15 protein-coding genes are annotated in these 18094 nt (G+C 64.5%); 10 read left to right on the forward strand and 5 right to left on the reverse strand.

Annotated elements, in window-relative coordinates; all coding sequences use genetic code 11:
* Window positions 1-52 precede the first annotated feature (52 nt).
* Genes CH249_RS10655 through CH249_RS10665 form a run of 3 tightly spaced genes read right to left on the reverse strand, consistent with a single transcriptional unit; the run spans window position 53 to window position 3878 of the window.
* Window positions 53-1321: a glucarate dehydratase family protein gene (locus CH249_RS10655; RefSeq protein WP_094646084.1), complete on the reverse strand. Its 1269-nt coding sequence runs from the start codon at window positions 1319-1321 to the stop codon at window positions 53-55.
* On the reverse strand, window positions 1321-2247 hold the full coding sequence (locus CH249_RS10660; RefSeq protein ID WP_045197355.1) for a 5-dehydro-4-deoxyglucarate dehydratase: 927 nt from the start codon (window positions 2245-2247) through the stop codon (window positions 1321-1323). Before CH249_RS10660 ends, CH249_RS10655 begins: the two co-directional genes overlap by 1 nt.
* Before the next feature lie 32 nt (window positions 2248-2279).
* Window positions 2280-3878 (reverse strand): aldehyde dehydrogenase (NADP(+)), encoded by a 1599-nt coding sequence (locus CH249_RS10665; protein ID WP_094646083.1) that lies wholly within the window; start codon window positions 3876-3878, stop codon window positions 2280-2282.
* 342 nt (window positions 3879-4220) lie between these two features.
* On the opposite strand from CH249_RS10665, the gene CH249_RS10670 reads away from it, so the two are divergent.
* The 6 genes from CH249_RS10670 to CH249_RS10695 all read left to right on the forward strand — a co-directional run bounded on the left by CH249_RS10670 (window position 4221) and on the right by CH249_RS10695 (window position 11287).
* Window positions 4221-5564, forward strand: a complete 1344-nt coding sequence (locus CH249_RS10670; protein WP_094646411.1) for an MFS transporter — start codon at window positions 4221-4223, stop codon at window positions 5562-5564.
* Window positions 5565-5596: 32 nt separating this feature from the next.
* Complete coding sequence (locus tag CH249_RS10675; protein ID WP_094646082.1) at window positions 5597-6943, forward strand: enolase C-terminal domain-like protein; 1347 nt, start codon at window positions 5597-5599, stop codon at window positions 6941-6943.
* Complete coding sequence (locus CH249_RS10680; RefSeq protein WP_094646410.1) at window positions 6940-7893, forward strand: 2-hydroxyacid dehydrogenase; 954 nt, start codon at window positions 6940-6942, stop codon at window positions 7891-7893. The genes CH249_RS10675 and CH249_RS10680 overlap by 4 nt, the downstream gene beginning before the upstream one ends.
* 72 nt (window positions 7894-7965) lie before the next feature.
* Window positions 7966-9165, forward strand: a complete 1200-nt coding sequence (locus tag CH249_RS10685) for a mandelate racemase/muconate lactonizing enzyme family protein (protein WP_094646081.1) — start codon at window positions 7966-7968, stop codon at window positions 9163-9165.
* 150 nt (window positions 9166-9315) lie between these two features.
* The gene (locus CH249_RS10690) at window positions 9316-10629 is read left to right on the forward strand and encodes a TrkH family potassium uptake protein (RefSeq protein WP_094683396.1); all 1314 of its coding nucleotides are present in this window, start codon (window positions 9316-9318) and stop codon (window positions 10627-10629) included.
* Window positions 10622-11287 (forward strand): TrkA family potassium uptake protein, encoded by a 666-nt coding sequence (locus tag CH249_RS10695; protein WP_032396689.1) that lies wholly within the window; start codon window positions 10622-10624, stop codon window positions 11285-11287. Before CH249_RS10690 ends, CH249_RS10695 begins: the two co-directional genes overlap by 8 nt.
* Here CH249_RS10695 and CH249_RS10700 read toward each other — a convergent pair.
* Complete coding sequence (locus CH249_RS10700; RefSeq protein ID WP_094683397.1) at window positions 11271-12746, reverse strand: mannitol dehydrogenase family protein; 1476 nt, start codon at window positions 12744-12746, stop codon at window positions 11271-11273. The two genes, CH249_RS10695 and CH249_RS10700, sit on opposite strands and share 17 nt — an antisense overlap.
* Window positions 12743-13765: an NAD(P)-dependent alcohol dehydrogenase gene (locus CH249_RS10705; protein ID WP_045197342.1), complete on the reverse strand. Its 1023-nt coding sequence runs from the start codon at window positions 13763-13765 to the stop codon at window positions 12743-12745. The genes CH249_RS10700 and CH249_RS10705 overlap by 4 nt, the downstream gene beginning before the upstream one ends.
* A 117-nt stretch (window positions 13766-13882) precedes the next feature.
* Here CH249_RS10705 and CH249_RS10710 point away from each other — a divergent pair, with 117 nt between their 5' ends.
* The 4 genes from CH249_RS10710 to CH249_RS10725 are packed head-to-tail and all read left to right on the forward strand — an operon-like array spanning window position 13883 to window position 18094.
* Window positions 13883-14914, forward strand: a complete 1032-nt coding sequence (locus CH249_RS10710) for a sugar-binding transcriptional regulator (RefSeq protein ID WP_045197341.1) — start codon at window positions 13883-13885, stop codon at window positions 14912-14914.
* 14 nt (window positions 14915-14928) lie between these two features.
* Entirely contained in the window at window positions 14929-16263 is a 1335-nt protein-coding gene (locus CH249_RS10715; protein ID WP_032396685.1) for a sugar ABC transporter substrate-binding protein, read from the forward strand.
* Window positions 16260-17210 (forward strand): carbohydrate ABC transporter permease, encoded by a 951-nt coding sequence (locus tag CH249_RS10720; protein ID WP_045197339.1) that lies wholly within the window; start codon window positions 16260-16262, stop codon window positions 17208-17210. Before CH249_RS10715 ends, CH249_RS10720 begins: the two co-directional genes overlap by 4 nt.
* A complete protein-coding gene (locus tag CH249_RS10725; protein ID WP_094630571.1) occupies window positions 17210-18094 on the forward strand; it encodes a carbohydrate ABC transporter permease in 885 nt (294 codons plus the stop codon). Before CH249_RS10720 ends, CH249_RS10725 begins: the two co-directional genes overlap by 1 nt.

Raw genomic sequence — 18094 nt, forward strand, 5'->3', positions numbered from 1 at the left:
GATCCCCACGACCTCGGGCGAGTTTAGCGCTGTGCGGGTGCAGGGACTCGCTTTACCAGCGCGGGCAGGTGTTCTGGAAGCTCGGATCGATGCTCTGCATGTATCCGGTGTCGTCGCGATCCCGGATTCCGCAATCGAGGTACTGCTGATGCAGCGCCGCCAGAGCATCCTCGTCGATCTCGATGCCCAGACCCGGGGCCGTGGGAACGGCCACTGCCCCGTCGACGAAGTTCAGGACACCCGGAACGATGACATCCTCGTCCTTCCACGGCCAGTGAGTGTCGCAGGCGTAGGTGAGGTTGGGCGTTGCCGCAGCGAGGTGCACCATCGCGGCCAGGCTGATGCCGAGGTGGCTGTTGGAGTGCATCGACAAGCCCATCTCGAAGGTCTCGCAGATTCCGGCGAGCAGCCTCGAACGCTGCAGACCTCCCCAGTAGTGGTGGTCGGACAGCACCACCTGAACCGAGTCCTTCTGTACGGCCGGCTTCAGGTGATCGAATGCGACGACGCACATGTTGGTAGCCAGTGGCATCTTCGCCTCCCGCGCGACTTCTGCCATACCCTCCAGCCCCGGAGTCGGGTCTTCCAGATATTGGACGATGCCGTCGAGTTCGGCCGCGACGCGGATGGACGTGTCGACCGTCCACGCCGCGTTGGGGTCGAGCCGAAGCGGCAGCTCGGGGAACGCTTCCCGTAGTGCCTTGATTCCGGCTATCTCCTCATCGGGCGGAAAGACACCACCCTTGACCTTGATGGCCTCGAAGCCGTACTTGTCGATCATCTTTCGGGCCTGCCGTACCAGACCGGCCGGGTCGACTGCCTCGCCCCACTCGTCCGGCTGTCCACCGGGATGCGCTGCCCACTTGTAGAACAGATACGCACTGAACGGAACCGAATCGCGAACCTTCCCGCCGAGCAGATCCGACACCGGCCGACCGAGCACTTTCCCCTGCACGTCCAGGCAGGCGATCTCGAACGGTGAGAACACTCGGTCGGTGGTGCTGGCCGTGGTGATCATTCCTGCCACGCCGTCTCCGCCGGTGATCGACAGCGTCCCCAGTACGGTGTCGACAGCGTCTCGAACGGCGTTGAGTGCGAACACATCCAGGCCGGTGATGGCCTGCGCGGCCGCGTCGAGTCGGGCGAGATGCGCAGTGTCGGCGTAGGTCTCACCGAGGCCGACGACACCGGCATCGGTGTCGAGCTGAATGATCGCGCGCAGTGCGTAGGGCTGGTGCACGCCGACGGTGTTGAGCAACGGAGGATCGACGAAGGCGATCGGGGTGATCCGAGCGCCGGTGATCAGGACCGGATCCTGCATCAGTGCACCGCGAGCTCGTCGGCCAACACGGCCCGGCCGGCGGCGACGATCGCGGTCAGTTCCTCGAGGTGCGGGGCACTGATGTCCACCAGTGGCGGACGAACCGGGCCTGCCTCGATCCCTTCCATCGTCACGCCCGCCTTGATGAGAGAGACGGCGTAGCCGGGAACCTTGTCGCGCAGGCGAACCAGCGGGTGGAAGAACTCGCGAAGCAGTGCGGCAGTGAGCTCGTCGTTGCCGCTGTCGAGCGAACGATAGAACGCCAGGGCCAGTTCGGGTGCGAACGCGAACGTCGCGGACGAGTACAGCGTGACCCCGATCGCGCGGTACGCCTGCTGCGAGACCTCCGCGGTGGGCAGACCGTTGAAGAACTGGAAAGACTTGCCCGACGGTTCCAGCGCGTCCAGCACCGCGCGGACGATGCGGCCGACCTGATCGAGATCTCCCGTGCCGTCCTTGAATCCGACGACAGTAGGCAGCTGCGCCACTTCGACTGCCGAGTCCTCGGTGAAGCGGGCGTTGCCGCGGTTGTAGACGATCAGCGGCAGATCCGATGCACCGGCAACGGCCTTGGTGTAATTGACCAGACCGGCCTGCGGCATCGTCACCAGGTAGGGCGGGAGCAGCAGAATGCCGTCAGCACCGTTCGACTTCGCGCTCGCCGCGAATGCCTTTGCCTGGGCGACGGATCCGCCTGCACCGGCGTAGACCGGCACGCGACCCGCGACGACGTCGACTGCGGTGCGCACGATCTTGCCGAACTCCTCGGTTTCGAGGGCGTGGAATTCGCCGGTGCCGCAGGCGATGAACACTCCACCGGGTCCGGCGTCGACCCCCTTCGCGATATGAGCGGCCAGCAGGTCGTAATCGACCTCGCCGGAAGCGGTGAACGGGGTGACGGGGAAGAACAGGACGCCGTCGAGCATGGGGATCTCCTCGAGAATGTGGGTGGGGTGGATCAGTCTTGGGTGAGCCGGCCGTCGATGCGGCGGAAGATCCCGTCGGGATTGCCGTCGGCAATTGCGCTGGGCAGCAACGAAGTCGGTACGTCCTGGTAGGAAACAGGACGCAGGAAGCGTTCGATGGCGAGCGATCCGACCGATGTCGTGCGGGAGTTGGACGTGGCGGGGAAGGGGCCGCCGTGCACCATCGCGTGGCCGACCTCGACGCCGGTGGGCCATCCGTCGAACAGGATGCGCCCGGCCTTGAGTTCGAGAACCGACAGGAGCTTGCCTGCCTCGGCATGATCGGACTCGTCGGCGTGCACGGTCGCGGTCAGCTGGCCTTCGAGCAGCGCGGCGACGTCCCGGACCTGCTGTGCATCGGTGCAGCGAACGATGAGGCTCGACGCGCCGAAGACCTCGGCCTGCGCGGCCTCGGAGGTGAGGAACGTGTCGGCGTCGGTGTCGAACAGTGCTGCGCGGCAGGCATTCGGAGCGTCCGTTTCGGTACCACGGGCGATCTCGGTGACCGAACCGGACAGCGTGGCGACACCGTCCGCGTAACTCGACGCGATGTTCGGGGTCAACATCGTGGTGGGGGTCGATTCCTGCACCGCCGTGGTGGCCGCGTCGGTGAAGGACTGCAGGCCCGGGCCGTCGACGGCGATCACGAGGCCGGGGTTGGTGCAGAACTGCCCCGAGCCCATCGTGAGCGATGCGACGAAGGCGCGGCCGAGTTCGGCCCCGCGGGAGGCGAGCGCGCCGTCCATGACGAACACCGGGTTGATGGAACTCATCTCCGCGTACACCGGGATGGGCTCGCGACGACCGGCCGCCGCGGCCACGAGGGCCGTTCCACCCGAACGGGATCCGGTGAATCCGACGGCCTTGATGCGCGGATCGGTCACCAGAGCGGTACCGAGTCCGCGGCCGGAGCCGAACAGGAGTGAGAATGTGCCCGAGGGCATTCCGGTGGAGGCCACAGCGTCGGCGATTGCTCGACCGACCAGCTCGGACGTTCCGGGATGGGCATCGTGTGCCTTGACCACTACCGGGCATCCAGCCGCTAGGGCAGAAGCGGTGTCGCCGCCGGCGACGGAGAAGGCGAGCGGGAAGTTGCTGGCCCCGAACACTGCAACCGGGCCCAACGGAATCTGCCGCTGGCGGATGTCGGGGCGGGGCAGTGGCGTGCGCTCGGGCAGTGCCGGATCGATGCGGGCACCGTTCCAACTACCCTCGCGCAGAACGGAAGCGAACAGGCGTAGCTGTCCGGTGGTGCGGCCGACCTCGCCGGTGATGCGGGCCAACGGGAGTCCTGACTCGGCAACGGTGCGCTCGATCAGAGTGTCGCCGAGAGCGGCGATGTTGTCGGCGATGGTCTCGAGGAACTGAGCTCGAGTCTCCGAGGACGTGGCCCGGTAGTCGGCGAACGCTTCGGCCGCTGCGGCACAGGCCCTCTCGACGTCGGCATTGTCTCCGTGCCCGTATGCGGGTTCGAGATCCTCGCCGGTGCTGGGGTCGACTCCGTGAATCTGCGTGCCGGCACCGAAGACCGGGACGCCGGCGATGATCATCCGGCCGGTGAGGTGGGTGGACTGTGTCGTCGACGCTGTCATGGGGTGACTCCTAGGGCTGTGGTGCGGTACGTGCGCTGACACCAGGGCGTGACCTGGCTCATAGATCACCACGCTAGAAGGCTGATCGATACATGTCCAAGTCGAAAAAAGTCGTATTTGATTCAGTCTCGGTATCGATGTTGCTGCCAGGCCCGATGAGCACCGGCTGGAGTTGCCGATACCTCTACTGCATCGGTCGATGCGCAGATGGTCTTGGACATGCATCGATCCTCGGTCCTACTGTTTCATGTGAGCCCAATCACTGGGTCGATCCATGCCTGTGCCGGTCACACTCGCGCACTGGTCGCGGGAAACCGCTCGAGCTACAGAACGGAGCGATCGATGCCGATCACTCTCCCGCCGACACCGGCCGTCGACTCTGCCGTTGCGAAGATATTTCGTCGAGTCGTCCCGTTGTTCATCATCATGCTGATCTGCAATCAGCTGAACCGATCGAATATCGGATACGCCCGTGAGTACCTGGAAGCCGACGTCGGTATCGGTGCTGCGGCATACGGATTCGGAGCAGGCGTCTTCTTCATCGCGTACGCGCTCTTCGAGCTTCCGAGCAACGTGATGATGGAGAAGTTCGGTGCCAAGATCTGGCTGACCCGCATCATGGTCAGTTGGGGCACCATCTCGTTCGCCATGGCCTTCGTCAACGGTCCCGAGATGTTCTACATCCTGCGGTTCCTGCTCGGCGCGGCCGAGGCCGGATTCTTCCCGGCCATCATCTTCTACTTCGCCAAGTGGTTGCCCAACAGCCACCGCGGCCGTGCCACAGCACTGTTCGTCGCCGGATCCTCGGTTGCCGCTGCGATCTCCGGCCCACTGTCGGGTCCGCTGCTCTCGCTCGACGGCCTCTTCGGAGCCCGCGGCTGGCAGTACCTGTTCGGCATCGAAGGTCTGCTGTCCGTGGTGGTCGGCATCATCGCCTATTTCCTCATCGACTCGCACGTCAAGGACGCGAAGTGGCTGACCGATGACGAGAAGCACGATCTGAACGCTGCCATCGCCGTCGAGGAAGCAGAGAAGGCGCGTACCTCCGGCATGGGCGACGGCCGGTCGCGCTGGAAGATGTTGCTCGATCCCAAGCTGCTGCTCTTCATCTGGATCTACTTCGCGATCCAGCTGTCGATCTACGCCAACACTTTCTGGCTCCCGTCCATCGTCCGGCGCATCGACGGAACCAACGACATCACCGTCGGCCTACTGTCGTCGCTGCCGTGGATCTGCGCCGTGTTCGCCATGTACTACATGTCCAAGATCGGCGACCGCACCGGAAACCGTCGACCACTGTTGATCATCGCGCTGCTCACCGCGGCTGTGGGTACGTTGGCGGCCGCAGTGGCGTCACCGTGGATTGCGCTGATCTTCCTGTGCATCGCAGCCATGGGATTCAAGAGCGCCAGCCCACTGTTCTGGTCGTTCCCGCAGTCGACTCTGCATCCGATGGTGCTCGCGGCCGCTATCGCCGTCATCAACTCGGTAGGCAACCTCGGCGGCTTCGTCGCACCGTTCGGCTTCGGATTGATCCAGGAAGCAACAGGTTCGGTGACCTGGGGTCTCTATGCGCTGGCCGGCGCGTCTGCTCTCGCCGCGCTGTCCGTTCTGCTCATCAAGAAGCCGCGCGGGGTGGTGGCCGAGACCGAGGGCCGGGACGCGCCCGTCACCCTGACCAAATAGCATTCGACATCACCGGCCGAGAGGGTCCGATCATGAACTCCAAGAACAGCACCCCCGTCGTGAGCGAGATGCGCGTCATACCCATCGCGGGCCACGACGACATGCTGCTCAATCTCAGCGGTGCGCATGCACCGTACTTCACTCGCAATCTGGTGGTGCTCACCGACTCGGACGGGCGCACCGGCGTCGGCGAAGTGCCGGGAGGAGAGGCGATTCGGCAGACTCTCGAGGATGCGCGCGTGCTGGTCGAGGGCAAGGGCGTCGGCCACTACAACGCGATTCTCGCCGAGATGCGTCGCGCGTTCGCCGATCGGGATTCCGGTGGCCGCGGGGCGCAGACGTTCGATCTGCGGATTGCGATCCATGCGGTGACCGCAGTGGAATCGGCGCTGTTGGATCTGCTCGGACAGCACCTCGGTGTCAGTGTCGCAGCACTTTTGGGGGACGGGCAGCAGCGCGAGAAGGTGCAGGCTCTGGGCTACCTGTTCTTCGTCGCCGACCGGAACAAGACCGACCTCGCCTACCGCGGCGCCGCCGACGAGGCCGCCGGAGCCGACGACTGGATGCGTATCCGGCACGAGGAGGCCATGGATCCCGAGTCGATCGTGCGCCTCGCCGAGGCCGCGCAGGCGCGGTACGGATTCCAGGACTTCAAGCTCAAGGGTGGAGCGCTGCCGGCGGCCGAGGAAGCCGCTGCGGTACGTGCATTGGCCGAACGCTTCCCGGAAGCGCGAATCACGTTGGATCCCAACGGCGGGTGGTTGCTGAAGGATGCGATCGAGACCTGCCGCGGACTGCGCGATGTGCTCGCCTACGCCGAGGATCCCGTGGGACCCGAGGGCGGCTTCTCCGGACGTGAGGTGATGACGGAGTTCAAGCGCGCCACCGGGCTACAGACAGCGACCAACATGATCGCCACCGACTGGCGCGAGATGGGCCACACCATCCGGTCCGGTGCCGTGGACATTCCGTTGGCCGACCCGCACTTCTGGACGATGGCTGGTTCTGTCCGCGTAGCGCAGCTGTGCGATGCGTGGGGTCTGACGTGGGGTTCGCACTCCAACAACCACTTCGACGTTTCACTGGCCATGTTCACCCACGTCGCCGCGGCCGCTCCCGGGACGATCACTGCCATCGATACGCACTGGATCTGGCAGGACGGGCAACGAGTCACCAAGGAGCCATTCACCATCGAGTACGGCTACCTCACCGTCCCCGACAAGCCCGGCCTCGGAGTGGAACTCGACTTCGAACGGATCGACGCGGCACACGAGCTGTACCAGAAGGAGGGGCTCGGTGCCCGCGACGACGCCATCGGCATGCAGTACCTGATCGAGGGATGGACGTTCGACAGCAAGCGACCGGCTCTGGTGCGATGAAGATCGTCGTCGGCGATCGGAATGTGCTGCCGCATCGTGAGCAGTTCGAGGCCGGGCTACCCATCGGCACCGAGGTCGTCTGGTGTGTTCCGTTCGACGAGAGTCGCGTCGTCGAGGAGCTTGTCGATGCGGACGTGTACGTCGGCGGCAAGTTCAGTGCGGCCATGGGTGCCGCCGCGCCGAGGCTGCGGATGGTGCACGTTGCCGGCGCGGGAACGGACAATGTCGACCGCTCCGGATTGGGGCGCGATGTGCAGGTGTGCAACACCTTTCACCACGAGCAGTCGATCGCCGAGTACGTCGTATCGGCGACGGTGATGCTGCGGCGACAGTTCCTGCAGCAGGACCGCGCACTCCGCTCGGGAGTGTTCGCCACCTCGGTCTACGACCCGAGAATCGCGCAACCTCTCTCGCTGAGCGGTGCTCGTATCGGATTCGTCGGTTTCGGGCACATCGGTAGGCGGACGTGGCAGTTGTTCCGGACCTACGGGGCGGTGGGGGCAGCGGTCACCGGTAGTGGACACGCACCGGACGAGGGTCTCGAGTGGCACTCCACGACAGATGATCTGGGGAAGCTGGCCGACTTCGCGGATGTCCTCGTGGTCTCTGCACCGCTGAACGAGCACACCCGCGGCATGATCGGTGCCGACGAACTGGGAAGGCTCGGCACCGACGGGGTACTCGTCAATGTCGGTCGTGGTCCCCTGGTGCAGGAACAGTCGCTGTTCGACGCGTTGTCACGCAAACGGATTGCCGCGGCCGCGATCGATGTCTGGTACCGCTACCCGGGTCCCGACGGGGTGGGAGAGCCGAGCTCGTTGCCTTTCCGCGATCTCGACAACGTGCTGATGACACCCCACTCGTCGGGCGTCACGCATCATACGTTCGTGGGCCGGGTCGGAGATATCGCGTCGAACATCGATGCACTGGCGGCATCGATCCGCCGGTAAACGGTGTTGGACGTGTATTGCGGGTCGAAATAGGCTGTGAAGCAACGTAATCGACGATTTCAGGAGTTGCAGATGACCGTAGACGTCGACAAGCCCACCAGCGGACTCTCTGCCCCGAATGCAGCGATCACGGCGCTGGCCCCCGGAGCCGCGAGCATCGACCGCATCGCGGAGGTGACGCTGTCCTCGATCGTGCTACCACTGAAGAATCCGATCAGCGACGCCAAGGTGCTCACCGGTCGGCAGAAGGCGATGACCGAGGTGGTCTTCCTGTTCGCCGAGATTCGTACCGAACAGGGGCATGAGGGAATCGGTTTCGGATACTCCAAGCGCGCCGGCGGACCCGCCCAGTTCGCGCATGCCCAGGAGATCGCCCCGGTTCTCATCGGAGAGGACCCGAACGACATCGGCAAGATCTGGACCAAGCTGGTGTGGGCCGGAGCCTCGGTGGGCCGCAGTGGCGTTGCCACGCAGGCGATCGCCGCGATCGACATCGCACTGTGGGATCTCAAAGCCAAGCGCGCCGGGTTGCCGCTGGCCAAGCTGATCGGGTCGTCACGAGATTCGGTGCAGACGTACAACACCTCGGGCGGGTTCCTGCACACTCCCATCGAGGAGGTCATGGAGAACGCTGCCACGTCGCTGGCGAACGGCATCGGGGGTATCAAACTGAAGGTGGGACAGCCGGATTGGCGTACCGACATCGCCCGCGTCACTGCGGTGCGTGAGTTTCTCGGCGACGATGTTCCGCTGATGGTCGACGCCAACCAGCAGTGGGATCGGCCGACAGCGCAACGTATGGGGCGAATCCTGGAGCAGTTCGACCTCGTCTGGATCGAGGAGCCCCTCGATGCCTACGACGCCGAAGGGCATGCGCAACTCGCCCGCAGCCTCGACACCTCGGTCGCGACGGGCGAGATGCTGGCCAGCGTCGGCGAGCACGTCCGCCTCATCGAGGCCGGTTCGGTGGACATCCTGCAGCCCGACGCACCCCGCATCGGCGGAATCACTCAGTTCCTCAAACTGGCCTCGCTGGCCGAGCACCACAACCTGCAACTGGCACCGCACTTCGCGATGGAGATCCACCTGCACCTCGCGGCGGTGTACCCCCTGCAGACCTGGGTGGAGCACTTCGACTGGCTCGACCCACTGTTCGACGAGCACCTCGAGACCCGGGACGGACGCATGCATCTGTCCGCACGCCCGGGTCTGGGCTTCACGCTCAGCGAGCAGGGTCGTTCGTGGACCGTCGCGAAGGCAGTGGTGCGCTGACGCGCAGGTGAGCGGAAACTCGACCCCTGCTACGAAGTTTCGTGCACGTGCCGCGAAGCGGCTCGTCCCACCGGTACTGTCTCCTGGGTGACAGACGCTCACCAGGCATCGCGTTGGTCCGCGATCTTCCGGCCCACGCCGGTCCGGGTCATGGCCACGGGATTCGCGCTCGCCATCGCGTTGGGTGCGGGTGTGCTGATGCTGCCGGCGGCCACCGTCCCCGGCAGCGAGACCGGTTTTCTGCAGGCGTTGTTCACGTCCACCTCGGCTGTCAGTCTGACGGGTCTGATCGTGGTGGACACCCCGGTGTACTGGTCGGGTTTCGGGCAGGGCGTGATCCTGGGTCTGATCCAGATCGGTGGTTTCGGGATCATGACGATCGCGTCCCTGGTCGGTCTGGTTCTGGCCGACCGAATAGGACTTCGCGGCAGGCTCAATGCAGCCGCAGAGGTTCGTACATCGGGGCTGGGCGACGTTCGTAGCGTCGTTGTCGGTGTGTTCCGTACCAGTCTGATCATCGAGAGTGTCGTCGCGATCGCCCTGGCGGCGCGCTTCGTCATCGGGTACGACGAGCCTCTCGGTCGCGCACTGTGGCTGGGGACCTTTCACGCGGTCTCCGCGTTCAACAATGCCGGCTTCGCCCTGTTCAGCGACAACATGATCGGGTTCGCCACCGATCCGTGGATCTGTGTCCCGTTGTTGATCGCGGTCGTGTTGGGCGGCATCGGATTTCCGGTTCTCTTCGAGATCGCCCGCCGGGTTCGCTCGCGTGCTCTGGGGCGTCGGACCGGCCGGCGTTGGTCGCTGCACACTCGCATGACGCTGACCGTCACCGGGATTCTGTTGATTCTCGGACCGGCAGTCGTGCTGCTCTTCGAGTGGTCCAGAACCCTGGGCGAATTCGGGCTCCGGGACAAGATGCTGGTCGCGACGTTCCAGGGCGTCATGCCCCGCACCGCAGGGTTCAACAGTGTCGACTACGCCGACGTCGACAACGCGACCTTGCTCGTCACCGACGTCCTGATGTTCATCGGCGGTGGCAGCGGCGGCACAGCGGGCGGCATCAAGGTCACCACGTTCGCCCTCCTGCTGTTCGTCATCCTCGCCGAGATCCGCGGTGATCGTGAGGTGACGGTGTTCGATCGTCGGATCGACGCGCGAGTGCAGCGACAGGCACTGACCGTCGCGCTGATCGGGGTCGCATTGGTCATGCTGCCGGTCGTCGCATTGCTCGCCGGCACGAACTTCGACCTCGACGTCCTGCTGTTCGAGGTCGTGTCGGCGTTCGCGACGGTAGGCCTGTCCACCGGAATCACCGCACAATTGCCCGGCTGGGGTCAGGTGATTCTGATCGCCTTGATGTATCTGGGTCGTATCGGTTCCATCACCCTGGTCAGCGCTCTGGCCGCCCGCGACCGCGGCCGGCGCTACACGCTCCCCACGGAAAGGCCGTTCATTGGCTAGGAAACCATCCTCCGACGTCGTTGTCGTTCTCGGTCTCGGCCGCTTCGGTAAGTCGCTCGCCCTGGAACTGATGGACCAGGGGGTCGAGGTGCTCGGCGTCGACAGTGACGACGCCGTTGTACAACGCGTGGCAGACCGTTTGACTCACGCTGTGGTGGCCGATACCACCGACGAGGAGTCTCTTCGGCAGTTGTCGGTGCACGAATACGACCGTGCCGTCGTGGGCATCGGGTCCAATCTCGAAGCCAGCCTGCTCACCGCATCGGCACTGGTGAATCTGTCGCTGCCGACCATCTGGGCCAAAGCGCTCAGCAACGCGCACGCCAAGATTCTCACCCAGATCGGCGTGCACCACGTGGTCAGGCCCGAGCACGACATGGGCAAGCGCGTCGCCCACCTGGTCCGCGGCCGAATGATGGACTACATCGAATTCGACGACGGTTTCGCCATGATCAAGACCTCTCCGCCCGCTTCCATCATCGGAAAGAAATTGGGCGAGAGCGGGATACGAACCAAGCACCGTGTCACCGTCGTCGCGGTCAAGCGTCAGGGCGAAGGATTCACCTACGCCACGGCAGACACGGTGATCGGCGCAGGCGATACCGTCATCGTCTCCGGTCAGGTCCGAGACGCCGAGCGATTCAGTGAGTCGACCTGAGTGATTCCAGTGTCGCTCGCGCGCCCTGCTCCTGCAGAGACGACAGTTGTTTCGTGTACTCGGCGACGAAGCGCTCGTTGTCGATCAGATCCCCGAACACTGCGCGGTTCGCGATGAAGGCCGTGGGGTTCTCGCGCTGACTCTGCGCGATCGGCACCAGTGAATCCTTCAACTGGTCGACGATCTCGATGGGCTCGCCGGACTCGTCGACGGCCTCGGCGTAGCGAGCCCAACTGGCCACCACTGCGGTGGAGCGGGCGATCTCACCGCCGGTCTCGAGATTCTTGCGGATGACAGGCAAGAGCCACTTGGGAATTCGGTCCGAGGACTCGGCACACAGGCGCGCGACGGTATCGCGGATCTCGGGATTGGAGAACCGCTCGATCAGCGTCCTCTTGTAGTCGGTCAGATCGATGCCGGGGACCGGCTGCAGCGTCGGGGTTGCCTCCTCGTCCATGTAGGCGAGCAGGAACTCCGAGAACAGCGAATCCTGGCACACGTCGTGGACGAGGCGATAGCCACTGAGGTAACCGAAGTACGCGAGCGCCTGATGACTGGCATTGAGCAACCGCAGCTTCATCAGCTCGTAGGGGGTGACGTCCTCGACCACCTGCACGCCCACGTCTTCCAGCGGCGGACGGCCGAGGGTGAAGTTGTCCTCGAGCACCCACTGCGTGAACGGCTCGCCCGCGACGGGCCACTGGTCGTCGATGGCGTACCGCAGCGAAAGCTGTTCGGTCACTTCCGGTGTCGTGACCGGTGTGATGCGATCTACCATCGAATTGGGGAACGCGCCTTCTGCCTGGATCCAGTCGGCCAACGCCGGATCCTTCAGTCGCGCGAACGTCGTGAACGTCGACTGCGCCATATGGCCGTTGCCCTCGATGTTGTCGCAGGACATGATGGTGAAGGGCGTCATGCCGCGTTCCTTGCGTCGAGCCAACGCCTCGGTGACGAGCCCGAATGTCGTTGCGGGTACAGCGCCCTCGGCAAGATCGGCGACGATCGCCGGATTCTCCGCGTCGAACTCGCCCGTCGTTGCGGAGAAGTTGTAGCCACCCTCGGTGATGGTGAGCGAGACGATCTTGGTCGTTTCGGCGGCCATCTTCTCGATCACGGCCTCGGCGTCGTCCGGCGCGAACAGGTACTCGACGATGGAACCGATGACTCGGGTGTCCCACGTGCCGTCGGAATGCTTGAGCGCCAACGTGTACAGGCAGTCCTGAGCGTGCATGACGTCGTTCATTCGCCGGTCGCCGGGCAGTACCCCGACGCCGCAGATTCCCCAGTCCATCGCCTGCCCCTGCTGGAGCAGACGATCGACGTACATCGCCTGGTGCGCTCGATGGAAGCCGCCGACGCCGAAATGCACGATGCCCACCGTCACCTCGGACCGGTCGTACGTCGGGACGGCGACGTCCTCGATGAAGTCGGCGAGGTTCTGCGAGTTCAACTTCATGCGTTGGTCTCCTTCGAAAGTCCTGGAATCACTACGGCTTTGATGCTTCCGGGTTGACGGTCGGCGTTCAGTGCATCCTCGACGCCGTCGAGTCCGAACCGCGCCGTCACCATCGCGTCGAGATCAACCATGCCCGACGCCACCAGCGCGCGTGCGATCGGCCATGTGTTGGCGTAGCGAAAGACGCCGGTGAGCAGCAGTTCTCGGTTCTGGATCCGCGAGATCGGCAGCGGATAATCCGACCCGCCCATGCCGACGAGGACGACCGTGCCTGCGGGTCGGACAGCGTGGATGCCGTCGACCACGGCTCGGGCCGCACCGGAGGCGTCGACGAAGGCGTCGACCGTCAGTGCGCGCACGTCCTCGGCGGCTGGGTCGAGTACGCGCGTCGCGCCGAATCTCTCGGCGTTGGCGCGGCGGGAAGCGTCGATATCGGTGACGATCACCTCGGTGGCACCGAATGCGCGCGCGACCTGCGCGGTGACGAGCCCGACGGGACCCGCGCCCGCGATGAGCACGCTCGAGCCTGCGGAGATGCGTGCCTTCTGGGCCGATGCGATGCCGACCGACAGTGGCTCGAAAAGGGCTGCGGCCTCGTCGGAGATGTCGTCGGGGACGTCGTGGGCGAAGGTCGACTGGATCAGCACGTACTCCGCGAGCGCGCCGTCGATGGGCGGCGTCGCGAAGAACTCCATGGCCGGGCACAGGTTGTAGCGGCCTGCCCGGGACGGTGCGCTGGTGGGATCGGGGCGCTGCGGCTCGATGGACACGCGCTGCCCGACGCGGGTGTCGGAGACCTCGGAGCCCACGGCCACGATGACGCCCGCTGCTTCGTGCCCGAGTACGAGCGGACCGTCGACGACGTAGTCGCCGATGTGCCCTTCGCGGTAGTAGTGCGCGTCGGAACCGCACACTCCGACTGCCGTGACCTGCACGAGGACCTCGTCGTGCGCGGGCGTGGGGACGGGCCGTTCTTCGAGTCGTATCTCCTGCACTCCGGTCAGGACGCTGGCCTGCATGGATTGTGGCACGGGTCGCTGGTGGCGAGGGGGTGTTGTGTAGATCACACCTTAATGTTAGCTTAGTGAGCAGATGAACACGAGTTGAGCATCTGCTCATATTTCAGGGAGGCGGACATGGACGGATCGACGTCCGGCACCGGGGGAGCGAAGCCTTCGCGGTCCGGAGAGGATCTACGCCTGGCTCTGCGCGCCGCAACCATGTACCACCTCGAAGGCGCGACTCAGGCCGAGATCGCCGTAAAGCTCGGCGTCTCGCGCCCGACAGCAGGCCGGCTCGTTGCACGGGCTCGCACCCAGGGTCTGGTGACGATCGAGATCAACGTTCCCGACGATCTCCAGGGCACCGTCCACGCCGAACTCGAACGGGAACTCGAGGCGCAGTTCGGATTGACCGAGGTGCTCGTCGTATCGGACGTCATCGACGGCACCGATGCCGGCTACGGGTCCCTGGGTCGCGCGGCGGCGACGTTGCTCTCGCGTCGCCTCAAGGATCAGGACGTTCTCGGCTTCACCTGGGGACCCGAGACGGTGGCGGTTGCGAGCTCTTTGAAGACGCGATCCACCAAATGTGCTGCGGTGGTGCAACTCGACGGTTCCATCACCTCGGCCGACTACCAGACCGGCGTCGAATACACGCTCGGGCGGTGTGCTGCGTACCTGCAGGCGACACCCATCAGGCTCAATGCGCCGCTGTACGCAGATCAGGCGACGGTTGTTGCGTTGGAGCAGGATTCGGTGATCTCACGCGCCCTCAAGGCCGGGACCGATGCCGATGTGATGATGTACGGCATCGGTCCCGTTTCCACGTCCACCACGTTGTTCGAGGGCAGCTTCATCGACCTCGAGGTGCTCGACGAACTGCGTCGACTCGGTGCGGTCGGTGAGATCGGCGGCCGGTTCTACGACGCCGAAGGCAACGACACCGGAGGATCGCTTCCCGGCCGAACCGTCTCGGTGGGACTCGACGCCATCAGGGCCTGCGATCGGGCTGTGCTCGTCACCGGCGGACAGCGCAAACACGAAGCGTTGCTCGGTGCTCTGCGGGGTGGCCTGGCCTCGATCCTGGTCACCGATATCGAAAGTGCACGTTGGCTTGTTGCGCAAGCTCCAGCAACGGCGACCTCCAATGGAAAGGTATTTCAGTGAGGGTATTACCGAAAGTGGTTGTCGCGGGCTCGCTCGCGACGACCTTGGTTCTGTCCGGATGTGCCGGTGCCGGCTCGTTCGGTGGTGACGGTGACGGTACGACGATCACCGTTGCGATCGTCTCGAATTCGCAGATGTCCGACGCCATCTCGCTTGCTCCGGAGTTCGAGGCGGAAAACCCTGGCATCAACCTGAAGTTCGTGTCGCTGTCGGAGAACGAGGCCCGTGCCAAGATCACGGCCTCGGTCGCGACCGGTGGCGGCGAGTTCGACGTGGTGATGATCAGCAACTTCGAGACCCCGCAGTGGGCCGAGAACGGTTGGCTGACCAACCTTTCCGAGTACGCGGACGCCACGCCGGGGTACGACGAGGACGACTTCATCCCGACGTTGAAGGAGTCGCTGTCGTACGAGGGCAGCATGTACTCCGTGCCGTTCTACGGTGAGTCGTCGTTCCTGATGTACCGCAAGGATCTCATGGAGGCCGCAGGCATCACGATGCCGGAGGAGCCGACGTGGCAGCAGGTGGCCGATGCCGCCGCGGCACTCGACAGCCCCGGCCTCTCCGGAATCTGCCTGCGCGGCAAGCCCGGTTGGGGTGAGGTGCTCGCGCCGCTCAACACCGTCATCAACGCGTTCGGCGGCCGCTGGTACGACGAGAACTGGAACGCTCAGTTGAACAGTCCCGAGGTACGAGAAGCCGTGCAGTTCTACGTCGACACCGTGCGTGAGCACGGTCAGGCCGGCGCGGCCACCAGTGGCTTCAGCGAGTGCGGAACGCAACTCTCGCAGGGCAACACCGCAATGTGGTACGACGCCACCTCGGCCGTCTCGGTACTCGAGGACCCGTCGTCGAGCAATGTCGTCGGGCAGATCGGTTACGCCAAGGCCCCGTCGGCGGCCAAGGGCGACAACGGTTGGTTGTACTCCTGGGCCCTCGGAATCCCCAAGACCAGCGAGGCTCCCGACGACGCGTGGAAGTTCGTCTCGTGGATGACCAGCAAGGAGTACCTGAACAAGGTCGGTAACGAACTCGGTTGGGAGCGGGTGCCTCCCGGTAGTCGCCTGTCGACCTACGAGATTCCCGAGTACGCGGAGGCGTCGGCGGCCTACGGTCAGCTGACCCTCGACTCCATCGACAGTGCCGACCCGAACAACCCCACCGTGGATCCGGTTCCGTACACCGGAGTCCAATTCCTGACCATTCCGGAGTTCCAGGACCTCGGTACCCGGGTCAGTCAACAGATCAGTGCCGCAGTCGCCGGGCAGATCAGTGTCGACGACGCTCTCGATCAAGCGCAGCAATACGCCGAAGTGGTCGGCAGGACCTACCAGGAGGACCAGGGATGACCACCACCGAAGAACGGACGGCTCCGGCCGGACCGGAGAAGTTCGTACCGAGACCGAGGACGATCTCCAAGGCCGAGGGGTGGCGTCGGCGCGGACCGCTGTTGCCCGCCTTGGTGTTCGCCATCATCGTCACCCAGATTCCGTTCCTGTTCACGCTGTACTACTCGACGCAGTCCTGGAACCTCGTTCGTCCCGGTTCGCGTGAGTTCAACGGTCTGAACAACTACATCGACGTCTTCCGCGACAGTCAGTTCCGCGAGGTCGCGATGAACACCGTGATCATGATCGTCGGAACGGTGATCATCTCGGTGGTGCTCGGTCTGGCCCTGGCGTTGCTGCTCGATCGAAAGTTCATCGGGCGCAGCCTTATTCGCACGCTGCTGATCACCCCGTTCCTCGTCACCCCGGTCGCCGGTGCGCTGATCTGGAAGACGACGATGTTCGATCCCGTCTTCGGTCTGATCAATTTCGCGCTGAGCCCGTTCGGGGTCGGCGAGATCGACTGGGTCTCGCGGTTCCCGCTGGCCGCGGTCATGACGAACCTGGTGTGGCAGTGGACGCCGTTCATGATGCTGCTCATCCTCGCCGGGCTGCAGTCCATGCCCAAGGACATCGCCGAGGCCGCACGCGTCGACGGGGCGGGCCCGTTCAAACTCTTCCGCGAGTTGACGTTGCCGCACCTGCGCCGGTTCATCGAACTGGGCACGGTTCTCGGTGCCATCTACCTCGTCAACACCTTCGACGCCGTCTACATGATGACCTCCGGTGGACCGGGAGTCGCGTCGGCCAACCTGCCGTTCTACATCTACCAACGGGCCTTCCTCGGATTCGACATCGGTCAGGCCGCGGCCATGGGTGTCGTCACCGTGGTGGCGACCATCATCCTCAGCACTCTGGCGCTGAGACTGATCTTCAAGAGCTTCAGCGCAAACGAGGAGGCGGCGTGATGAGCACGGCAACCACGAGCAAGAACAAGGCCGTCACACAGACCTCCGACGGCCAGGAGATCCGCAAGAAGAGCAAGTGGGGCCCGGGCACGGTCTGGTCGTTCGTCGCCTGGGTGGCCGGCATCGCCTTCTTCTTCCCGGTGCTCTGGATGGTCATCACCGGCTTCAAGCAGGAGGCCGACGCCTACTCCAACCCGCCGAAGCTGATCTTCACCCCCACCCTCGATCAGTACCGAGGTGTCCTCGAGAGCGGCATTGGCACCACCCTGCTGAACTCGGCGTTCGCGACGATCGTGTCGACGATTCTGGTTCTGCTGCTGGGTGTTCCAGCGGCGTTTGCGCTGTCGCTGCGGCCGGTCAAGAAGACCCAGGACGTGCTGTTCTTCTTCATCTCCACCAAGATGCTGCCCGTCGTGGCCGTCATCGTTCCGCTGTACGTCATCGTCGGTGACATCGGCATGCTCGACAACATCTGGGCCCTGGTGGTCCTCTACACCGCGATGAATCTTCCGATCGCCGTATGGATGATGCGTTCGTTCTTCATGGAGGTGCCGGCCGAACTGCTCGAGGCCGCCAGCATGGACGGTGCGTCGCTGTGGACCTCGGTACGCGAGGTGATCCTGCCGCTCGTCTCTCCCGGTATCGCGGCGACGTCGTTGATCTGCGTGATCTTCTCGTGGAACGAGTTCTTCTTCGCCGTCAACCTCACTGCCGTTCAGGCCCAGACGATTCCGGTGTACCTCGTCGGATTCATCACCGGCCAGGGCCTGTACTGGGCCCAGCTGTCCGCCGCTGCGACGTTCGCAGCACTCCCCGTCGTCCTTGCCGGATGGTTCGCGCAGAACAAGCTCGTGCGCGGTCTGTCCTTCGGCGCCATCAAATAG

The organism is Rhodococcus sp. 05-2255-3B1 (assembly GCF_002258545.1).
Taxonomy (GTDB): domain Bacteria; phylum Actinomycetota; class Actinomycetes; order Mycobacteriales; family Mycobacteriaceae; genus Rhodococcoides.